At 37.9% G+C, this 19,248-nt stretch carries 21 protein-coding genes; 19 read left to right on the forward strand and 2 right to left on the reverse strand.

From position 1 onward, the window contains the following. Nucleotides 1-371 precede the first annotated feature (371 nt). A complete protein-coding gene (locus AC0L3W_RS00755; protein WP_409439908.1) occupies nucleotides 372-2,009 on the forward strand; it encodes a CTP synthase in 1,638 nt (545 codons plus the stop codon). Nucleotides 2,010-2,131: 122 nt separating this feature from the next. Beyond that, nucleotides 2,132-3,430 carry a phosphopyruvate hydratase gene (gene eno, locus AC0L3W_RS00760; protein ID WP_290039944.1) on the forward strand — a complete coding sequence of 433 codons (1,299 nt, stop codon included), beginning with the start codon at nucleotides 2,132-2,134 and terminating at the stop codon, nucleotides 3,428-3,430. A 478-nt stretch (nucleotides 3,431-3,908) separates the two neighbouring features. Here the strand turns inward: eno and AC0L3W_RS00765 are convergent, their stop codons facing one another. After that, nucleotides 3,909-4,541, reverse strand: coding sequence for a LysE family translocator (locus tag AC0L3W_RS00765; RefSeq protein WP_290039943.1), 633 nt, complete (start codon nucleotides 4,539-4,541; stop codon nucleotides 3,909-3,911). 262 nt (nucleotides 4,542-4,803) lie between these two features. Between AC0L3W_RS00765 and AC0L3W_RS00770 the strand changes: the two genes are divergently transcribed. The 9 genes from AC0L3W_RS00770 to rpoS all read left to right on the forward strand — a co-directional run bounded on the left by AC0L3W_RS00770 (nucleotide 4,804) and on the right by rpoS (nucleotide 11,330). Further along, nucleotides 4,804-5,364, forward strand: coding sequence for a phosphopyruvate hydratase (locus AC0L3W_RS00770; RefSeq protein ID WP_290039942.1), 561 nt, complete (start codon nucleotides 4,804-4,806; stop codon nucleotides 5,362-5,364). A gap of 107 nt (nucleotides 5,365-5,471) precedes the next feature. Then, nucleotides 5,472-5,762, forward strand: a complete 291-nt coding sequence (gene ftsB, locus AC0L3W_RS00775; protein WP_181817696.1) for a cell division protein FtsB — start codon at nucleotides 5,472-5,474, stop codon at nucleotides 5,760-5,762. Then, entirely contained in the window at nucleotides 5,755-6,435 is a 681-nt protein-coding gene (ispD, locus tag AC0L3W_RS00780; RefSeq protein ID WP_409439907.1) for a 2-C-methyl-D-erythritol 4-phosphate cytidylyltransferase, read from the forward strand. Before ftsB ends, ispD begins: the two co-directional genes overlap by 8 nt. A gap of 40 nt (nucleotides 6,436-6,475) precedes the next feature. Continuing rightward, the gene (gene ispF / locus AC0L3W_RS00785) at nucleotides 6,476-6,958 is read left to right on the forward strand and encodes a 2-C-methyl-D-erythritol 2,4-cyclodiphosphate synthase (RefSeq protein WP_290039940.1); all 483 of its coding nucleotides are present in this window, start codon (nucleotides 6,476-6,478) and stop codon (nucleotides 6,956-6,958) included. After that, complete coding sequence (gene truD / locus AC0L3W_RS00790; protein WP_290039939.1) at nucleotides 6,955-7,998, forward strand: tRNA pseudouridine(13) synthase TruD; 1,044 nt, start codon at nucleotides 6,955-6,957, stop codon at nucleotides 7,996-7,998. Before ispF ends, truD begins: the two co-directional genes overlap by 4 nt. Then, nucleotides 7,995-8,741 carry a 5'/3'-nucleotidase SurE gene (surE, locus tag AC0L3W_RS00795; protein ID WP_290039938.1) on the forward strand — a complete coding sequence of 249 codons (747 nt, stop codon included), beginning with the start codon at nucleotides 7,995-7,997 and terminating at the stop codon, nucleotides 8,739-8,741. Before truD ends, surE begins: the two co-directional genes overlap by 4 nt. 68 nt (nucleotides 8,742-8,809) lie before the next feature. Beyond that, nucleotides 8,810-9,391 carry a YqaA family protein gene (locus AC0L3W_RS00800; RefSeq protein ID WP_290039937.1) on the forward strand — a complete coding sequence of 194 codons (582 nt, stop codon included), beginning with the start codon at nucleotides 8,810-8,812 and terminating at the stop codon, nucleotides 9,389-9,391. Next, nucleotides 9,392-10,231 (forward strand): peptidoglycan DD-metalloendopeptidase family protein, encoded by an 840-nt coding sequence (locus AC0L3W_RS00805; protein ID WP_290039936.1) that lies wholly within the window; start codon nucleotides 9,392-9,394, stop codon nucleotides 10,229-10,231. Nucleotides 10,232-10,340: 109 nt separating this feature from the next. After that, nucleotides 10,341-11,330 (forward strand): RNA polymerase sigma factor RpoS, encoded by a 990-nt coding sequence (gene rpoS, locus AC0L3W_RS00810; protein ID WP_290039935.1) that lies wholly within the window; start codon nucleotides 10,341-10,343, stop codon nucleotides 11,328-11,330. An 80-nt stretch (nucleotides 11,331-11,410) separates the two neighbouring features. On the opposite strand, the gene AC0L3W_RS00815 is transcribed toward rpoS, so the two are convergent. After that, nucleotides 11,411-11,596 (reverse strand): DUF3545 family protein, encoded by a 186-nt coding sequence (locus AC0L3W_RS00815; RefSeq protein ID WP_409439906.1) that lies wholly within the window; start codon nucleotides 11,594-11,596, stop codon nucleotides 11,411-11,413. Nucleotides 11,597-11,792: 196 nt separating this feature from the next. Between AC0L3W_RS00815 and AC0L3W_RS00820 the strand changes: the two genes are divergently transcribed. The 8 genes from AC0L3W_RS00820 to AC0L3W_RS00855 all read left to right on the forward strand — a co-directional run bounded on the left by AC0L3W_RS00820 (nucleotide 11,793) and on the right by AC0L3W_RS00855 (nucleotide 19,246). After that, nucleotides 11,793-12,317: a GspH/FimT family pseudopilin gene (locus AC0L3W_RS00820; protein WP_409439905.1), complete on the forward strand. Its 525-nt coding sequence runs from the start codon at nucleotides 11,793-11,795 to the stop codon at nucleotides 12,315-12,317. Continuing rightward, nucleotides 12,311-12,922 carry a prepilin-type N-terminal cleavage/methylation domain-containing protein gene (locus tag AC0L3W_RS00825; RefSeq protein WP_409439904.1) on the forward strand — a complete coding sequence of 204 codons (612 nt, stop codon included), beginning with the start codon at nucleotides 12,311-12,313 and terminating at the stop codon, nucleotides 12,920-12,922. Before AC0L3W_RS00820 ends, AC0L3W_RS00825 begins: the two co-directional genes overlap by 7 nt. A 173-nt stretch (nucleotides 12,923-13,095) precedes the next feature. Continuing rightward, complete coding sequence (locus AC0L3W_RS00830) at nucleotides 13,096-14,247, forward strand: 3-phenylpropionate MFS transporter (protein WP_409439903.1); 1,152 nt, start codon at nucleotides 13,096-13,098, stop codon at nucleotides 14,245-14,247. A 128-nt stretch (nucleotides 14,248-14,375) separates the two neighbouring features. Beyond that, nucleotides 14,376-14,846, forward strand: a complete 471-nt coding sequence (locus tag AC0L3W_RS00835; protein ID WP_290039930.1) for an FxsA family protein — start codon at nucleotides 14,376-14,378, stop codon at nucleotides 14,844-14,846. Between the two features lie 114 nt (nucleotides 14,847-14,960). Further along, nucleotides 14,961-15,206, forward strand: a complete 246-nt coding sequence (locus AC0L3W_RS00840) for a DUF1107 domain-containing protein (RefSeq protein WP_290039929.1) — start codon at nucleotides 14,961-14,963, stop codon at nucleotides 15,204-15,206. Nucleotides 15,207-15,392: 186 nt separating this feature from the next. Further along, nucleotides 15,393-15,683 (forward strand): co-chaperone GroES, encoded by a 291-nt coding sequence (locus AC0L3W_RS00845; protein ID WP_113819130.1) that lies wholly within the window; start codon nucleotides 15,393-15,395, stop codon nucleotides 15,681-15,683. 44 nt (nucleotides 15,684-15,727) lie between these two features. Beyond that, nucleotides 15,728-17,362 carry a chaperonin GroEL gene (groL, locus tag AC0L3W_RS00850; protein WP_290039928.1) on the forward strand — a complete coding sequence of 545 codons (1,635 nt, stop codon included), beginning with the start codon at nucleotides 15,728-15,730 and terminating at the stop codon, nucleotides 17,360-17,362. A gap of 858 nt (nucleotides 17,363-18,220) precedes the next feature. Beyond that, a complete protein-coding gene (locus AC0L3W_RS00855) occupies nucleotides 18,221-19,246 on the forward strand; it encodes a TAXI family TRAP transporter solute-binding subunit (protein ID WP_409439902.1) in 1,026 nt (341 codons plus the stop codon). Nucleotides 19,247-19,248 lie beyond the last annotated feature (2 nt).

Below are 19,248 nucleotides of genomic sequence, written 5' to 3' on the forward strand. Positions count from 1 at the left end.
ATAGCGCCTTTTTTTATATCTGGATTTGAAAGTTAAATCATTTAATGAAGCAGCTTAATGTGCAGAGAGAGTAAGGGTAATGGGTCTGAAAGGGTCTATAGACCCATACCAAGTGAAAATTGCAACGATAGCTTTACCCTCAAAAAAATACCATTTATGCATTAAAGTGCTTTTATCGTTTGTCGGGAATAGCGGTACTTGTTATACTGCTGTCCCATCTAAATGTTCAATTTTCTTCCATTTTGATAAAGCAGTCACACTTTAAAAATCTTAACTTTAATAATTAACAAGTTAGGCTCTTTTAGCGTGTGATTTTTTTATTGGTGAATAAAATTAGCACTCTTTTTCTCTCTTAATGGCTCAGGGTTATTATGACAACAAAATATATATTCGTAACTGGTGGTGTTGTTTCATCGCTTGGTAAAGGTATTGCAGCAGGCTCTCTTGCAGCAATTTTAGAAGCGCGTGGTTTAGACGTAACGATTCTAAAACTTGACCCATATATTAACGTTGACCCGGGTACAATGAGCCCAATTCAGCACGGTGAAGTATTTGTGACTGACGACGGTGCGGAAACGGATCTTGACTTAGGTCACTACGAACGTTTCATTCGTACCAAAATGACTAAACGTAATAACTTTACAACGGGCCGTATCTATTCTGACGTACTAGCAAAAGAGCGTCGTGGTGATTACTTAGGTGCGACTATTCAAGTCATCCCTCATATCACAAATGAAATTCAAGCTCGTGTTATCGCTGGTGGTGAAGGACATGACGTTGCTATCGTTGAATTAGGTGGAACAGTTGGTGATATTGAATCACAACCATTCCTTGAAGCGATTCGTCAATTAGGGTTAAAAGTAGGCCGTGAAAATGCCATGTTTATGCATTTAACGTTATTACCTTATTTAAAAACAGCTGGTGAAGTAAAAACTAAACCAACACAACATTCTGTAAAAGAGTTACGTAGTTTAGGTATTCAACCAGATATTCTTGTTTGTCGTAGTGAAGTGAGCTTCCCTGCGAATGAGCGCGCTAAGATCGCATTATTCTGTAATGTACAAGAGAAATCAGTTATCTCATTACGCGATGTCGATTCTATCTATAAAATTCCTGCATTATTAAAACAACAGGGGTTAGATCAAATTTGTGTTGAGCGTTTTGGTTTAGATTGTCCTGAAGCTGATTTAAGTGAATGGTCAAAGGTTGTTGCAGAAGAAGCGAATACAACGAGTGAAGTTGTGATTGGTATGGTTGGTAAATACATTGAATTACCAGATGCATACAAATCAGTGAATGAAGCACTGAAACACGGTGGTTTGAAAAACGCAGCAACAGTGAAAATTAAATACATTGATTCACAAGATGTAGAGATTAAAGGCTTATCTCTACTTGAAGGGGTTGATGCTATCTTAATCCCTGGTGGATTTGGTGAACGTGGTGTTGAAGGTAAAATCCTTGCAGCACAATATGCACGTGAAAATAAGATCCCTTACTTAGGTATCTGTTTAGGTATGCAAGTAGCATTAATTGAGTTTGCTCGTAATGTAGCGGGTCTGAAAAATGCACATTCAACAGAATTTGATGAGAAATCCGAAAACCCAGTCGTTGGTTTAATTACTGAGTGGATTGACAAATCAGGTGAAGTTGAACAACGTACTGAAGATTCTGACTTAGGTGGTACAATGCGCGTAGGTTCGCAGAAGTGTCATTTAGCGAACAACTCTAAAGTATTGGAAATGTACGGTAGCAAGGAAATATTTGAGCGCCACCGTCATCGTTATGAAGTAAATAACAACCTATTACCAGCAATTAAGAAAGCGGGTTTACTGATCACTGGTTTATCAGAAGATAAGAAACTAGTAGAAATCATTGAAAACCCAAATCATCCTTGGTTTGTTGCAGCGCAATTCCATCCAGAATTCACTTCAACACCTCGCGATGGTCACCCTTTATTTAAAGGGTTTATAAAAGCTGCGATAGATCATCAACAAGGTCGTTTTTCATAGTTTTTGTTGACCCGATCGCATTAGTTTGTTAAAAAATTACACATTAAAAGGCTGTGGTCACAAATCTCAGCTTGTAATGAAGAATTTTTAAAATTTATTTTTATTAAAACAAAGGAAAAATCATGTCAAACATCGTTAAAGTACTTGGTCGTGAAATCATGGATTCACGTGGTAACCCAACTGTAGAAGCTGAAGTTCATCTAGCAGACGGTTCTATCGGTATGGCTGCTGCTCCATCTGGCGCATCTACTGGTTCTCGTGAAGCACTTGAATTACGTGACGGCGACAAAGCACGTTACCTAGGTAAAGGTGTACTTAAAGCTGTTGAAGCTGTAAACGGTCCAATCGCTGAAGCACTAGCTGGTAAAGATGCACTAGCACAAGCTGAGCTTGACCAAATCATGATCGACCTAGACGGAACAGAAAACAAAGCTAAATTTGGCGCAAACGCTATCCTAGCTGTTTCTCTAGCTGCTGCTAAAGCTGCTGCAATCTCTAAAAAAGTACCTTTATACGCCCACATCGCTGACCTAAACGGTACTTCTGGTGTTTACTCTATGCCTCTTCCAATGATGAACATCATCAATGGTGGTGAGCATGCAGATAACTCTGTAGATATCCAAGAATTCATGATCCAACCTGTTGGCGCTGCAAACTTCCGTGAAGGTCTACGTATGGGTGCTGAAGTATTCCATAGCCTTGCTAAAGTACTTAAAGCTGACGGTCATTCAACTGCTGTTGGTGACGAAGGTGGTTTCGCACCAAACCTTGCATCTAACGAAGCTGCACTTGCTGCAATCAAAGTTGCTGTTGCAAACGCTGGTTACGAGCTAGGTAAAGACATCACATTAGCGATGGACTGTGCAGCATCTGAGTTCTACGACAAAGAAGCAAACATCTACGACCTTAAAGGTGAAGGCAAAAAATTCACTTCAGAAGAGTTCAACTTCTTCCTTAAAGATCTTACTGAACAGTACCCAATCGTTTCTATCGAAGATGGTCTTGACGAGTCTGACTGGGATGGTTTCGCACACCAAACTAAACTAATGGGTGATAAAATCCAATTAGTTGGTGACGATCTATTCGTAACAAACACTAAGATTCTTAAGCGTGGTATCGACAACGGTATTGCTAACTCAATCTTAATCAAATTCAACCAAATCGGTTCTTTAACTGAAACTTTAGCTGCAATCAAAATGGCTAAAGATGCTGGTTTCACAGTTGTTATCTCTCACCGTTCAGGTGAAACTGAAGATGCAACTATCGCTGACTTAGCTGTTGGTACAGCTGCTGGCCAAATCAAAACTGGTTCTTTAAGCCGTTCTGATCGTGTTGCTAAGTACAACCAACTTCTACGTATCGAAGAAGCGCTAGGTTCAAAAGCACCTTACAACGGTCTTAAAGAAGTTAAAGGTCAGTAATATTATTTCTTAATTTCGGTTAAGGAAAGTATTCTACTTTGACTTATAAATCCTCACTTCGGTGGGGATTTTTTTTGCCTGTTATTTGGTGCAACGACAGATGCAAAGCACCTCCATAACTTCAGTCTTAAAGTAGTTAAAGGTCAGTAATTCTGATTTTTAAGTTTTAAGATTTAAATCCTCACTTCGGTGGGGATTTTTTTGCCTGTTATTTGGTGCAACGACAGATGCAAAGCACCTCCATAACTTCAGTCTTAAAGCAGTTAAAGGTCAGTAATTCTGATTTTTAAGTTTTAAGATTTAAATCCTCACTTCGGTGGGGATTTTTTTTGCCTGTTATTTGGTGCAACGACAGATGCAAAGCACCTCCATAACTTCAGTCTTAAAGAAGTTAAAGGTCTGTCATTTTTTAAATAGAATATGATTTTTAAACTTTAAGAATTACCCCCTCACTTTAGTGCTAATTTTCCCCTTATTATTAATGTGCTTTAATGGTGAAAAGGCTAATCCCCATAGCTACAAATAATCCTCCACTAATACGATGGAACCATTTCACATTATTAACATTAGATAAAAAACCTTTAGCTCGATTTGCTAAGTATCCATAAGTTGATAAAGATAAAAATGAAAAGCACATAAATATTAGCGTCATAATGAAGAACTGATTGAAAATTGGCTGATCAGTATTGAGAAATTGAGGGAACAAAGCTGTAAAAAATATAATAGGTTTGGGGTTAGTAACAGAGACAAAAAAACCTTCTTTAAAATATGAGAAAAGGTTTTTGTATCGGTTATTACCTTTTTCAGATTCCTTTACATTGTGATTATTGCTTGTGAGAATTTGTTTAATACCTAAATAGATTAGGTAGATTGCTCCAATGATTTTAACAACCATAAACAAAATTGATGAGGCTAATAAAATAGCACTCAAACCACTGATAGAAAGAGTTGATAGGAACATTAGACCAACAATGTTACCTAAAGCAGAAACTGTGACACATTTTAAGCCATTAACTGCACCATTATAAACTGCTAAAAAAATAGCAGGGCCAGGGCTTATGATGTAAAAGAATGAAACCAAAATATAGACTAACAAGGTATCGTAATTCATAACTTATAATTTCCTTATTTTATTTATGTAATCTTTAAGCCGACGAACAGCTTTTGGGAACGATTATATCCAGGTTAATTAAACAGTACTCTAAAGCTATACTTTAAATACATTTTTTTATTATTGATTATGTTTTTAACCTTAAGGTGATGAGCGAGCATTATTGCCTTATCTACTATTAAGCCACAATCATAGTTAAACCGTATCTTATTTACTTAACACAGCGTAAAATGCGCGTTTTTATTTAGTGTTTGGAATTATCATGCCTTTAATTATTGAGATCCTTGGTTGGACGAGTGTGTTCTTTTACATTTTTTTAATGGTGTTTAACGGCATGAAGAATATACGACTCGCTTCGTTTCTTTCTGTTATTAATGACGTATCTTGGGGGATTTTGATCGGTGTCATGCCGAAAGTCTTATTAAACCTAGTTGTTGGTAGTGTTACCCTTTATCGCTATTTATGTGATTTTACTGAGTTATCTACTCGAATAACTAAGCTTATCTTAGTTATCATGATTGCCTTTTTGACCTATGCGACTTATTTCTCAGTTAACGACTACCTTGCTAACCCATCTTTAGGTTTATTATTAACTTGGGTTGATTTTGCAGTTATTTTAACCGCATTAAGTGTTAAAAAAATACGCCTTTTTCAGGGCTTTATGTGGCTGTCTGCCTTTGTTGGTGGGTATGCTTATTATTTATTAGGCATCGATCAGATGGTGGTCATTAAAATGATTGTTGGGTTAATCATGACCCATAAATTATTCATTCATCCCTTATTCCCTCAAGTAGAGAGCAAGTTACTTTTCTGGAAAAGATAGTATTCACTTAAATTAAGGGCTAACAACCCAATTTAGCATGGTTGGGTTGATTTTAATTTTAAGCGTAATGTGGGATGATTAGCTTTTTATTATTGAGTCTACTTATCATGCGCTTATTGTTATTTGTGTTTGTTTTCCTCTTCTCTCTATTGCAGTATCATTTATGGTTCGGTAAAAATGGATTGCAAGATAATCGTGAATATAGAAAAGCCGTTGATCTCGCTACAGCAAGTAATACAGAGCTCACTACACGTAATCAAATGATGTTCTCTGAAATTGATAATTTAAAAACAGGTACTGAAGCAATAGAAGAGCGTGCCCGCAATGAACTAGGGCTAATTAAAGAAGGCGAAACATTTTTCCGTATCGTTCCTAAAGGCGGTGAGTTAGATGAATAAGCCATGTTTTTCTGTGGTGATACCTGCTGCCGGTATCGGAAAGCGTGTTGGTTCGGATATTCCTAAGCAATATTTAACTATTTTAAATAAAGCAATTATTGAATATAGCCTTGCCCCTTTTTTAGCACATCCTGACATTAATCAAGTCATTGTTTCAATTGCTGAGAATGACCAATGGTTCAACAACTTAAGTGTTGCTAAACATCCTAAATTGAGCATTGTTCAAGGCGGTAAAGAGCGTGTAGATTCAGTGTTAAGTGCATTAAAGTCTTTACCTGCCACTGATTATGTTTTGGTGCATGATGCTGCTCGTCCTTGTATACGAACAACTGATATTGATAAGCTGATCGATCATGCTCAACAACATGATAGTGGTGCAATGTTGGCTTATCGAGTGCGTGATACGATGAAACGTAGTGACCCTGAACAACAGATTAAACATACTGTAGATCGCGATAATTTGTGGCATGCATTAACGCCGCAGATGTTTCAAAACCAACAACTAATTAATGCCATCACAGGCATCGAAGCACAACACCTTATTACAGATGAAGCTTCTGCGATAGAGTTGTCTGGTGGGACTGTTTCAATTATTGAAGGCCGCAGTGATAATATTAAAGTCACACAAGCAGAAGACTTATTATTAGCGGAATTCTATCTCTCAAAAATTTAATACACACTGTTAATTTTAGACACATTGTTAAGGAAAATTTATGATCCGTATTGGGCATGGTTATGATGTACACAAATTTGGTGGCGAAGGGCCAATTACCATTGCAGGTGTGAAGATCCCTTATACTCAAGGTTTATTAGCTCACTCTGATGGCGACGTTGCGATTCATGCACTGTGTGATGCAATACTAGGTGCGTTAGCGTTAGGTGATATAGGCCGCCACTTTCCTGATAACGATGATGCTTTTAAAGGTATTGATAGTCGTGAATTATTGGTAAATGTATATGAACAGGCAAAACAGAAAGGTTATCGCTTAGGTAATGCAGATATTACTATTATAGCTCAAGCTCCTAAAATGGCGCCGCATATTGCAGATATGTGCGCAGAGCTAACTCGTTTACTTGAAACAGATTTAGGCAATATCAATGTTAAAGCGACAACAACAGAAAAGTTAGGACCGATGGGGCGTAAAGAAGGTATCTCTTCACATGCTGTGGTTATTCTATTAAAGGACTCAGAATGAGTGAGCTTCAGCCTGAAAAAAAGGTTTACCCGTTAGATTTTAGTTACCTTTATGGCAAACCAACTTGTACAGGTCGTTTTAAACAACATTGTGAAGATTTTCGTGTAGAAGAACAGTTAGACTTTGAATTAACTGGTGAAGGCGAGCATGTTTGTTTATGGGTAAAAAAAATAGGCGAAAATACTGATTACCTAGCCAGACAACTGGCAAAATTTGCTGGAATTGCTGCAAAGAATGTAAGCTATGCGGGTTTAAAAGATCGCCAAGCTGAGACTTACCAATGGTTCTCTTTGTATATTCCAGGAAAAGTAACACCCGACTTTAGTACCTTTGAGTCACCTGGTGTGAGTATTTTAAAAGTCATTCGCCATAATAAAAAACTGCGTACGGGCTGTTTATCTGGTAATAATTTTACGATTACTTTGCGTGATATTTCAGATAAAGCGCAATTACAGACGGTATTAGATCAAGTTCAACACGGGGTTCCTAACTACTTTGGTAACCAACGTTTTGGATTCGATGGGCATAATGTTAATGCGGCATTGCAAATGTTTAACGGTCGTAAAATAAAAGATAGATTCAAGCGAGGCATGTATATTAGCGCGGCTAGAAGTTACCTTTTTAATCGTGTTATATCACAACGCATTGATGATAACTTGCAAGCTTCTCCAATGCTTGGTGATTGTGTGCAATTCGTGGCTAACCGTTCTTTTTTCCCATTACCCGATTTATCGGAACAAACCTTGCAACGTTTATCTTGTAGAGAGGTCTGTTTAACCGCACCTTTATGGGGGAAAGGCGAACTAACCTCTAGCGATGATGCTCAACAATATGAGTTAAACTGTTTACAAGCTTACACTGACCTTCAATCTGGTTTAGCGAAAGAGGGCTTAAAACAAGAACGACGCCCATTGTTATTGATACCAGAGCAATTTAGTTATCAGTGGAATGACCAAACAACATTAACACTTTCATTCTATTTACCGTCTGGGTGTTACGCAACAAGTGTGATCCGAGAACTTATTGAGATAAATATATGATGCTATTACTGAGTAATGACGACGGTGTTCTAGCACCAGGTTTATCTGCGCTACATAAACACTTAAGTCAAATTGATGACACTGAAACGATGGTTGTTGCTCCTGAACGTAACCATAGTGGTGCCAGTAACTCGTTGACATTAGAGCAACCATTAAGAAAGAACTTATTAGATAACGGTTTTATATCAGTAAATGGTACGCCTACCGACTGCGTTCATTTAGCACTTAATAAACTTTGCTCAACACCACCTAAATTAGTGGTGTCAGGTATTAATGCTGGTGCGAACATGGGGGATGATGTTCTGTATTCAGGAACTGTTGCTGCTGCTATGGAAGGGCGCTTTTTAGGATTACCTGCTGTTGCTGTTTCATTAGATGGGACTGAGCATTATGAAAGTGCTGCTCGCTATGCTAAAAAATTAGTAGAACATTTGTTGGCTTCACCTTTAGCGCAACATCAAGTACTCAATATTAATGTGCCCGACTTACCCTTTGAGCAGATTAAAGGAATTAAAGTCACGCGTTTGGGTAAACGTCATCAAGCTGAGATGATAGAAGAAAGCATTGATCCACGAGGTCGCGAAATATTTTGGGTCGGTCCTCCTGGCCATATTGCAGACGCGGGTGAGGGGACTGACTTTCATGCTGTTGAGCACGGTTATGTTTCTATCACACCGATAAAAGTAGATTTAACTGCCATCGAACAATTGCCTATTGTAGATAAATGGTTAAACAATATTTAACTAAGTCATGTTTTATTAAACCAAATAGAATTAAGTTACATTTAATCAAAAAAACAAAGAGAAATTAAGTGAAAATATTTGCTCCCCTTTATGAAAAAGTAATGCTTTGGTCAAAACATAAACACGCTCCATTTTATCTTTATGTGACGGCATTTATTGAATCTATTTTTTGGCCTATTCCTGTGGATATTATGCTGGCACCAATGGCATTAGCTAAACGGGAAAAGGCGTGGCAGTTTGCTTTCGGGGCAACACTTTTTTCTGTATTAGGGGGCGCACTAGGTTATTACTTGGGGAGTGCATTATATGACCCTGTGGTACTGCCTTTTATTGAAGCAATGCATTACCAAGATAAAATGATCACAGCTCAGTCGTGGTTTAGTGAATGGGGGGTATTAGTGATTTTTATTGCGAGTTTTACACCTATTCCATTCAAAGTGTTTACCGTGACTGCTGGTGTTATGAGCATGGCATTTTGGCCATTTATGTTAACTGCATTAATAGGCCGTGCGATGCGTTTTTTCCTAGTCGCTGGTCTAATGGTTCTAGGGGGGGAGAAAATGGAAACTAAGTTAAGTAAATACATCGATGTATTAGGTTGGATAACCATTTTGGCTGCCGTTATTTTATATTTTACAATAAAGCATTAAATGACAGTGAAATATCTGTTATCTACCTCTTTTGTACTGTTAACGGCTTGCTCTAGCCACAGTGGTCGAGCGCCTATTTACGATGCGACTTCGACACCTAAGCCCTATGTGGCAACAGGACAGAGTATTACGCCGGGTCAAACAACGTATATAGTGGAGAAAGGCGATACGCTATATTCGATCGCTTGGCGTGCAAAAATGAACGTAAATACACTTATTAAGCGAAATAACCTCAAAAAACCTTATATAATTAGACAAGGAGAGGTATTAAAGCTCAAAAATAATACAGAAAAAGCCTCGACTGTTTCACAAAATAAGCAAAAAACAAGCTCAAACAGTTGTGCAACGCAAAGCTGTCAGCAAAACAGTAAAGTAAAGGTTGTCAAAAAATCAACAAAAGCATATCCTGCTAAAGTTGTTGATAAAAAAGTGACTAAAAAGCCTGTTTCACAACCAGTTGCTAAGAAAGTATCGGATTGGCGTTGGCCAAGTGAAGGGAAATTAATTAAAACATTTGCAAATTCAACACAGGGTATGAAAGGCATATCCATAGCAAATGATCGAGGCTCGTCAATTTATGCGGCGGCCAACGGTCAAGTTGTATACGCAGGGAGTGGTTTAAGAGGATATGGAAACCTCGTGATCATTAAGCATAACTACGATTATTTAAGTGCTTATGCGCATAATGACAAACTACTCGTTAAAGAGAATGAACAAGTTAAGATGGGCCAAAAAATAGCTGTTATGGGAGATAGTGGCACAGATAGTGTTTATTTACATTTTGATATTCGTTATCGAGGTAAGTCAGTGGACCCTTTGCGTTATCTACCAAAAAGGTGATGAGGCAAATATAAATACACGACAGCATTAGTTGTTTAAAGGTATAAACAATGAATGTGGAACATCTTAATTGAGTTCATCAATATTAAGCAGTAAAAGGAGTCTAACCATGGTAGGAACGGCCTCAGTTAATATAGATAAGCTTGAATATAATACTCATATGCACCAGGAAGGTGAACAGCTCGATAATAACGTGCAACATTTTTCTGGATCAGATAGCAAAGGAGCTACTACAGGTTCCTTTGAATCAAGCCAGAAATACAAAGTAATGGATGCCACACAGCTTTATTTAGGAGAGATCGGCTATTCCCCGTTATTAACAGCACCAGAAGAAGTTTATTACGCTCGCCGTTTACAACGAGGTGACCAAGTCGCTCGTAAACGTATGATCGAAAGTAACTTACGACTAGTGGTGAAAATATCTCGTCGCTATAACAATCGTGGATTATCACTTCTAGATCTTGTTGAAGAAGGTAATTTAGGATTGATCCGCGCAGTGGAAAAGTTCGATCCTGAAAAAGGTTTCCGTTTTTCAACTTACGCTACTTGGTGGGTACGCCAAACCATTGAGCGTGCCATTATGAACCAAACTCGCACTATTCGTTTACCTATTCATATCGTTAAAAAGCTCAATGTCTATTTACGTACAGCTCGTGAATTAACACACAAATTAGCCTATGAACCAACACCTGAAGATATCGCTAAAGAACTAGACGTGTCAGCTAAAGAAGTGGCTAAGATCTTAAAGCTAAATGAACGTATTAGCTCAGTTGATAGCCCGATTGGTAATACAGCAGATAAAGATTTATTAGACATTATCCCAGATAGCACCGACTCTACACCTGAAAATAGCTTACAGACCAGTGATATGAAGTTGCGCATTGTGGATTGGCTGGAAGATCTGCAACCTAAACAGCGTGAAGTATTAGCAAGACGTTTTGGACTGTTAGGTTATGAAGCAGATACCCTAGAAAACGTAGGTAAAGAGATAGGTTTAACGCGTGAAAGGGTGCGTCAAATCCAAGTCGAAGCCTTGAAGTCTTTGCATGATGTTTTATCGGCGCAGGGATTGTCTATAGACTCTTTATTCCAAGTATAAAATACCTTAACTCAGTAAAGACAACTTCTTCTCTCACCTAAATAAAAACGCATCCTAGGATGCGTTTTTTATGTTTATTATTACATTAATTCGGATTGGGAAAAGCTAAAGGAAGGGTCTATTTCTCGTAACTCTTTAGCTAATAAAAGTTGTGCTTTTGCATTTTCAATTTCACGCCATTTACGTGGTTTTGATTTACGCTTTGCTGGAGTTGCTAATAAACTATCTAGTGTCATTTCTGTATCGTTCAACTGAGCTTGCTGCATGTTATCTCCTTTACTTTCCAGTGTTTATTTCATGTTAAACACAATAATGTCGCTTCATTACGTTTTTATGACACAAATATTTTTATTTAAATAATAAAAATTACTCCTTTAGATAGAAGGTCAGAAGTTATTTTGTAACCTATGCTAGTTAGCTCACCTTAAAATAATCAAGGTGGCTGATACCAAGGAGAGGGTTATGATTATTCTAAAAGGTAAAGGATTTACCTTAGTAGAGTTGGTAGTTACGTTAGCATTATTAAGTATTGTGATTGCTATTTCTGCATCTTCATATCAAACGTTACTAGCGAATCAAGCCTTATCGAGTGCAGCTAGCAAGCTGTATTACACTTTACAGCTAGCGAAAACAGAAGCCATTAAACGTAATGTAAAAGTGTATGTTCAATTTTGTCAGCAAGGAGAGCAATGGTCAGTAGGAATGAGTGAGGCGTCTGGTTGTGACTGCTTTACCGCAAACTCTTGCCAGTTAGATGACGTGGATAATGTACAGCCCTTAGTTGACGGTGAAGAAGTGATGCTTAGCCAAGCCAATATGAAATTTAATGGTGACCAAGCATCCTATGGCGCATTACGATTTACGGTAAAAACCGGCTCAGTGACTTTAACCAATCAATATCAAGGTGCTTTATCTGTTATACAAAGTGCGATGCGTTTACGGGTTTGTTCTCCCGATAAAGCTGCATTAGGTTATAAAAAATGTTAGCCAAACATCACACTGAAAGTGGCTTTACCTTAGTCGAAATATTGATTTGCTTATTATTAGGTGCGTTATTACTAGCAATGGTGATTGGCTCATACGTATCTAATGTTGGGACAACTAACAAATCCTTAATCCATTCTCGTTTACGCACCGATTTACAGGCGTTGATTGCAATCATGGAGAATGATTTGCGTCGTGCTGGATTCGGTGGAAATGCATTTCTAGTAGGAGAGGAGAGCGATAAGGTGTTTGAACTTAGTCACAATGTTGACCAACAATGTGTTGTTTACGCTTATAATTTTGATCATTCAGCCACATCTCAAGCGCAGCATTTCATGGCATTTAGGTATTCCGTGAACAACCAAAGTATCCAATTTGGACGTAAAGTCGATAAGCAAGCGAGTAACTGCTTTTCTAGCGGTTATTGGGTTAATCTAACAGACCCTAACTTTTTAAAAATAACCTCATTAAGTTTTTCAGATAGTGATGTTGCTAACACGCAAATGGCTATGCGAAGTCTCGAAGTTAATATAAATGTCGAATGGGTGAAAGATACAGACTATAAGCATCAGGTCAGTACATTGATACAAACCAGACGTCCTGAGTAGCAGTCCTTCTTTGCATAATAAATAGCGGTCACCTTAGCGGGATACATAATGGATAACCTTGCTGTTACTCTAATAGCGATTAACTATTATTGTTAAACAAAAAAATAGACTATTTATAAACCTTTAATAAATATAAAATAATCCGTATATATCTATTATAAGGAAGTAATACGTTGAACTTACCAGCTAAATCATGGATAACCAGTTATTTTGCTTGCTTCTTCTTTATCTGGGGAATCTTCTTACCTTTTTGGGGAGTGTGGTTAGCTGATAAAGGAATTAGCCCAGAGCAAATTGGGACATTATTTTCATTAGGGTTAGTCTTACGCTTTGTGAGTAATATTAGCCTTTTGCCGCGACTTAAAACCGCTAACGCACCGATAACTATGGTCTGTTATCTAACCTTTTTTACTTTACTCTGTTTATTGTCGTTAATGTTTTTTCAAGGCTGGTATGTCTTGGCTGCAGCCACTTTGCTGCTTAATTTTTTATTAGCGCCCATGGTCCCTCTCGGGGACATAATCGGTACTCGATTAGTTAAACAGATACAGATGAATTATGGCAAGGTGCGCTTGTGGGGATCGGTTAGTTTTATTGTAGGATCAACCTTTGTCGGTTGGACAATTGGTGAATTTGGTCATGACAGTATTTTATGGCTAATCATTTTAGCCGTTTTTTTTAATTACAGCTTAAGCCTGATTAAGCTTAATCCGCAATTACAGGAGCAAAGTCGTCCTAATCCAGGTACTACAAATAACTTAATGACGTTATTGAAAAAGCCTAATGTTATTTACTTCATTTTAGTGATGGGCTTAATTCAAGGTAGTCATGCCGCTTATTACTCTTTTAGTGCTTTGTATTGGAAGTCTATGGGGATCACCGAGTTTAATATTGCTATTCTGTGGGGGCTCAGTGTTTTTGCTGAAGTGATACTGATGCGCTTCAATGACCGATTATTTAATAAATGGTCAGTAAAGCAGATGTGTTTATTAGCCGTATTAGCAGGCCTTGTTCGCTGGGGGACGCTATACCAAACTGCGGATTTCATGTGGTTACTTTTGGTACAAACCTTTCATGCCTTTACCTTTGCTTTAGCTCATCTAGCGGCGATGCGCTTTATTGCAATGCAAGATGAGCATTTAATGGTTGGTTATCAAACCCTGTATTCTGGTGTTGCACTGGGATTAGTGATGGCAGTATTAACCTTTATATCCGGCTGGATATATGCTCCCCAAGATAGCTCCTTATTTCTTTGGATGGCACTCATTCTCCTACCTGTTTTATTACTATTAAAGCAATGGAAATGCGATCCATCATCCCATTAGTTTAATGCTTAAGCCGTTGAGAAATAGATCTAATTTGAACTTCTCAACGTACTAAAGCTCTAATAACTTGAAATAAATAAAAGTATCCCCATATATAAAGTGTATTCATTATATTTATTGAGGTTCCTATGTTTGCTCGGTTATTTTTAATTTTCACTGGCGTATCGTTACTAGAAATATTTGTATTAGTGAAAGTAGGTGGCTTCATTGGGGCTTGGCCAACTATTTCATTGGTTATCTTAACGGCATTAATTGGCTCAGCTTTAGTGCGCAGCCAAGGTTTACAACTAATACAAAAAGTACAGCAACGTATGGCCGAAGGTGAAATGCCTGGTCAGCAGTTAATTGAAGGAATGATGTTAATTGTTACAGGGATCTTATTAGTAACACCTGGGTTTGTGACTGACATAACAGGTTTGCTGTTATTACAACCGACTATTCGCGGTAATATAGCCAAGTTAATTCTAGCGAATGTTAAATTTGCACCACAGGGAACAATGGGGGGCTTTTCAAGCCAAGGTTTTACTCGACAATCTGCTTCTGATGACACAATTATTGAGGGTGAATTCGAACGCAGAGAAGAGAAAAAACTAGATTAATTATTTTCAAGCACTCAGTGAGTCATAAAATTGTCATACAATGAAGGCATTATGTTGGCAGTTTTTATTACACGATACTAGAAACAGTAAAATAAGAATAAAAAGGGAGGCACGATGAAAATGAATCGTCCTAGCACGTTGAGAATTTTCAAAAAATATCAGCCACGACAAATTGCTAAATTTGCAAAAGGCTTCTTTAATGGGCGTATTTTTATTGCAGGTTTAGGTCGCTTTAGAGTAATAGAAGGCAAAGTGGTTGCTTATCAATGCTTAAAAGCAGAGCAAAAAGTACTTATCGCTGCTAGTGAAATCAACAAAATGGTTTCGGAATTATCTAACCCTAAAACCATTCCTGCATAACTTTTCCTGGTTTTAACGCTAAAGGCTTATTTGTAATCGGCAGTAATGTTGATAATGAATAAGCTTTTTTATTGCCTGTTTGAAACTATTTTCATTTTTTTTCATTGATTCTCTTGAATCGTACCTTTTTGACCCCATCACTTAATCAACCAATTCTGTTAACTATTACTATTAAAGGAAGTCACAATGTCTATTCGTCCTCTACACGATCGCGTTATTCTAAAACGTACTGAGCAAGAAACTAAATCTGCGGGCGGTATTGTTTTAACTGGAAGCGCTGCTGAAAAATCAACACGCGGAGAAGTTATTGCAGTAGGTAATGGCCGTATTCTAGAAAATGGTGAAGTAAGACCATTAGATGTAAAAGTAGGTGATACTGTTATCTTCAGTGAAGGTTACGGTCTAAAAACAGAAAAGATTGAAGGCGAAGAAGTGCTTATCTTAAGTGAGAATGACATTCTAGCGATCGTTGAATAATCGTTATTATTTTATTTTAAAGAACACAGTAAAAGGAAAATATAATGTCTGCTAAAGAAGTTCAATTTGGTAATGATGCACGAATTAAAATGCTTGAAGGTGTTAACGTATTAGCAAATGCTGTACGTGTAACACTAGGTCCTAAAGGCCGTAACGTTGTTATCGATAAAAGTTTTGGTGCACCGCACATCACTAAAGATGGTGTGACAGTGGCAAAAGAGATCGAACTTGCTGATAAGTTTGAAAACATGGGCGCACAAATGGTTAAAGAAGTAGCGTCTCAAACTAATGATGCTGCAGGTGACGGAACAACAACCGCAACTGTATTAGCACAATCAATCATCACTGAAGGTTTGAAAGCGGTTGCTGCGGGTATGAACCCAATGGACCTTAAACGTGGTATCGATAAAACAGTGAAAGCAGCGGTTGAAGAGCTTAAAAAACTATCAACACCATGTTCTGATTCAAAAGCAATCACACAAGTAGGGACTATCTCTGCTAACTCTGATGTTGAAATCGGTGAAATCATCGCGACTGCTATGCAAAAAGTAGGTAACGAAGGTGTTATCACAGTTGAAGAAGGTCAAGGTCTAGAAAACGAACTAGACGTAGTTGAAGGTATGCAGTTTGACCGTGGTTACCTATCTCCTTACTTCATGACTAACCAAGAAGCAGGTACGGTTGAGCTTGATAGCCCATTCATCCTAATCGTTGATAAAAAAATCGGTAACATCCGTGAACTACTACCAACATTAGAAGCAGTAGCAAAAGCATCAAAACCACTAATGATTATTGCTGAAGACGTTGAAGGCGAAGCACTAGCTACATTAGTAGTAAACAACATGCGTGGTATCGTGAAAGTAGCTGCTGTTAAAGCACCTGGCTTTGGTGACCGTCGTAAAGCAATGCTACAAGACATCGCAATCTTAACAGCTGGTACAGTTATCTCTGAAGAGATTGGCTTAGACCTAGAAAAAGTAACACTAGAAGATTTAGGTCAAGCAAAACGCGTTGTAATCAATAAAGATGAAACAACGATTATCGATGGTGCGGGTGAGCAACAAGCAATCCTAGCGCGTGTTGGTCAAATCAAACAACAAATCGAAGCATCTTCTTCAGACTACGATAAAGAAAAACTACAAGAGCGTTCTGCTAAATTAGCAGGCGGTGTAGCGGTAATTAAAGTAGGCGCATCAACAGAAGTTGAAATGAAAGAGAAAAAAGACCGTGTAGATGATGCATTACATGCGACTCGTGCGGCAGTTGAAGAAGGCGTTGTTGCTGGTGGTGGTGTTGCACTAGTTCGTGTAGCTGGTTTACTTAAAGGCTTAACTGGCGATAACGACGACCAAAACGTAGGTATTCGTGTTGCACTACGCGCAATGGAATCTCCATTACGTCAAATCGTATCAAACTGTGGTGAAGAAGCATCTGTGGTAGCAAACAATGTACAACAAGGTACTGCTAACTACGGTTACAACGCAACAACAGGCGAATACGGCGATATGTTAGAAATGGGTATTCTTGACCCAACTAAAGTAACACGTAGCGCACTACAATTTGCAGCATCTGTTGCAGGCTTAATGATCACAACTGAATGTATGATCACAGATTTACCAGTAGATGCACCAGCGTCTGCACCTATGCCTGATATGGGTGGGATGGGCGGAATGATGTAATTCTGGCTGCATAAATCGTCTACTTCAGCGTTGCATTGCCACTCGTTTAAGAAACACTAAACGTCGTGGCAAAGCGCCTGAATTAAACAATTTCTGCTATTCATAAAGCATCTAAAAAACTCACTTCGGTGAGTTTTTTTGTATCTGGTTAACTGTCACATAAATAATCTACTTCAGCGTTGGGTTGCCACTCGTTTAAGAAAACACTAAACGTCGTGGCAAAGCGCCTTCAATTAAGCAATTTCTGCTATCCAGAATGCTACTCATGAAGCATTTAAAAAAGCTCACTTCGATGAGTTTTTTGTTTTTGGAATTTATTAAATAAGTGCTTACTTGATCGTTTCGTTGTCATTTATTAAGAAACACTAAAGGTGGTAGCAAAGCGCCTTGAATTAAATGATTCTAGATAACACGTTTTATTTTTGAGGTGGGGTATCAGTAAAAATACTGCGTTTCTTGATTGATATATAGCGTACCAAGTAGGGGATTTTCACGCTCTTAGAGCGACATGTATTAATTATTGGGCTGAAAATCAGTTTAGAATCGTATTTTTTTATCACTTCATTAAAAAATTATTTTTAATATAGAATTTTTTGCATTTTCTTAAAATCAATACTTTCCGTTAGTTTTACAGTAAACCTTTAGTCATTACGCCTCATAATATTGCATAAATAAATTTTATTGCACATGTCTAGTGCATGTTTTTATTCATAGTTTTTTCCTTGTTAGTTGTAACAAATAACATGCTATACACTTTGAATAGTAGCTCTTAGACTAATTTTAACAATTAATTAGTCGTTAGTAGTTTTGACCAAAACCGACTAGGGAATGTCTTTATAACGCTACAGGAGTACTACCATGAAAAAGCTTGTTAATAACACATTAGCTGCAACTATCTCTGCAATATGTTTACTTTCTACTTCTCTTTCTGTGACTGCTGCACCTAAAAAAGTTGATATCTTAATATCACCTTCGGGTTCAGGTCCTTACCTTGCTTGGGCAACTATGCAAAATTATGCTGGTGATTATACAGATAAAATAGCACCTACTGCAGTAGAAACACCGGGGTTTACTTACAATGTTAGATATTTGGCCTCTTCACCTCACCTTTGGGAAAACACAATTATTGGTTCTGGGCAAGTCGTTGAGTGGGCAGCAAAAAAAGGGATATCTCCTTTCTTTCCTAAGCCAATGGAAGCGGTTAAAGATTTTAGAGCGTTAGGGGTAATGAGTAGAACAAGTAATATGTTTGTTACTTTAGACCCATCGATTAATAGTAAAGATGATTTTGTTGGCAAGCGTGTTGCTGTTGGTTTATTGAGTCAAAATGAATGGGGGATGCATCAACGCATGATGCTTGATGGTTGGGGGATGACTGAAAAGTTGAAGTCATTCGATGCGTTAGGTCCTGCTCAAAATATTAATGCAATCTTAGATGGCAAAGCTGATATTGGGACACTTGTAACCCATAGTAACCATGATTTTAGCGTTACCTTGGAAGCCGGCCCATTCAAAACATTAGAAAGCTCCGGTAGACCTTATGCGTATATCGATATCAATAAAGAAGATATCCAATCTTATATTGATAAAACAGGGGCTCCTTTTAGCGTACAAGTCTTACCTGCTAATACGGTTGCGAATCAACCAAAACCCGTCACTAGTTTTGGTAATTACACCTTATTGTCGGTACACAAATCTTTCCCTGAAGAAGATGCTTATGAGATGACCAAGTTATGGTTAAAAGCTGGGCTTGAATTAGGTAAATATAGTGCAGTAGCAAAAATATGGGACAAAGAAACTGTAGCGACAATTGCTAAAATTGGACCTGAAAATATCCATCCTGGCGCGTTACGAGCGTACAAAGAATTAGGCCTTATAGAATAGTT

This window comes from Psychromonas sp. KJ10-5, assembly GCF_055808325.1.

Coding starts and splice junctions, on each gene's coding strand:
- ftsB (WP_181817696.1), top strand. CDS start 5,472: ATGCGCTTATTGTTATTTGTGTTTGTTTTCCTCTTCTCTCTATTGCAG.
- AC0L3W_RS00835 (WP_290039930.1), top strand. CDS start 14,376: ATGTTTGCTCGGTTATTTTTAATTTTCACTGGCGTATCGTTACTAGAA.
- truD (WP_290039939.1), top strand. CDS start 6,955: ATGAGTGAGCTTCAGCCTGAAAAAAAGGTTTACCCGTTAGATTTTAGT.
- AC0L3W_RS00820 (WP_409439905.1), top strand. CDS start 11,793: ATGATTATTCTAAAAGGTAAAGGATTTACCTTAGTAGAGTTGGTAGTT.
- surE (WP_290039938.1), top strand. CDS start 7,995: ATGATGCTATTACTGAGTAATGACGACGGTGTTCTAGCACCAGGTTTA.
- AC0L3W_RS00845 (WP_113819130.1), top strand. CDS start 15,393: ATGTCTATTCGTCCTCTACACGATCGCGTTATTCTAAAACGTACTGAG.
- AC0L3W_RS00770 (WP_290039942.1), top strand. CDS start 4,804: ATGCCTTTAATTATTGAGATCCTTGGTTGGACGAGTGTGTTCTTTTAC.
- AC0L3W_RS00805 (WP_290039936.1), top strand. CDS start 9,392: ATGACAGTGAAATATCTGTTATCTACCTCTTTTGTACTGTTAACGGCT.
- eno (WP_290039944.1), top strand. CDS start 2,132: ATGTCAAACATCGTTAAAGTACTTGGTCGTGAAATCATGGATTCACGT.
- AC0L3W_RS00855 (WP_409439902.1), top strand. CDS start 18,221: ATGAAAAAGCTTGTTAATAACACATTAGCTGCAACTATCTCTGCAATA.
- AC0L3W_RS00840 (WP_290039929.1), top strand. CDS start 14,961: ATGAAAATGAATCGTCCTAGCACGTTGAGAATTTTCAAAAAATATCAG.
- AC0L3W_RS00755 (WP_409439908.1), top strand. CDS start 372: ATGACAACAAAATATATATTCGTAACTGGTGGTGTTGTTTCATCGCTT.
- AC0L3W_RS00815 (WP_409439906.1), bottom strand. CDS start 11,596: ATGCAGCAAGCTCAGTTGAACGATACAGAAATGACACTAGATAGTTTA.
- rpoS (WP_290039935.1), top strand. CDS start 10,341: ATGGTAGGAACGGCCTCAGTTAATATAGATAAGCTTGAATATAATACT.
- AC0L3W_RS00825 (WP_409439904.1), top strand. CDS start 12,311: ATGTTAGCCAAACATCACACTGAAAGTGGCTTTACCTTAGTCGAAATA.
- AC0L3W_RS00765 (WP_290039943.1), bottom strand. CDS start 4,541: ATGAATTACGATACCTTGTTAGTCTATATTTTGGTTTCATTCTTTTAC.
- ispD (WP_409439907.1), top strand. CDS start 5,755: ATGAATAAGCCATGTTTTTCTGTGGTGATACCTGCTGCCGGTATCGGA.
- groL (WP_290039928.1), top strand. CDS start 15,728: ATGTCTGCTAAAGAAGTTCAATTTGGTAATGATGCACGAATTAAAATG.
- ispF (WP_290039940.1), top strand. CDS start 6,476: ATGATCCGTATTGGGCATGGTTATGATGTACACAAATTTGGTGGCGAA.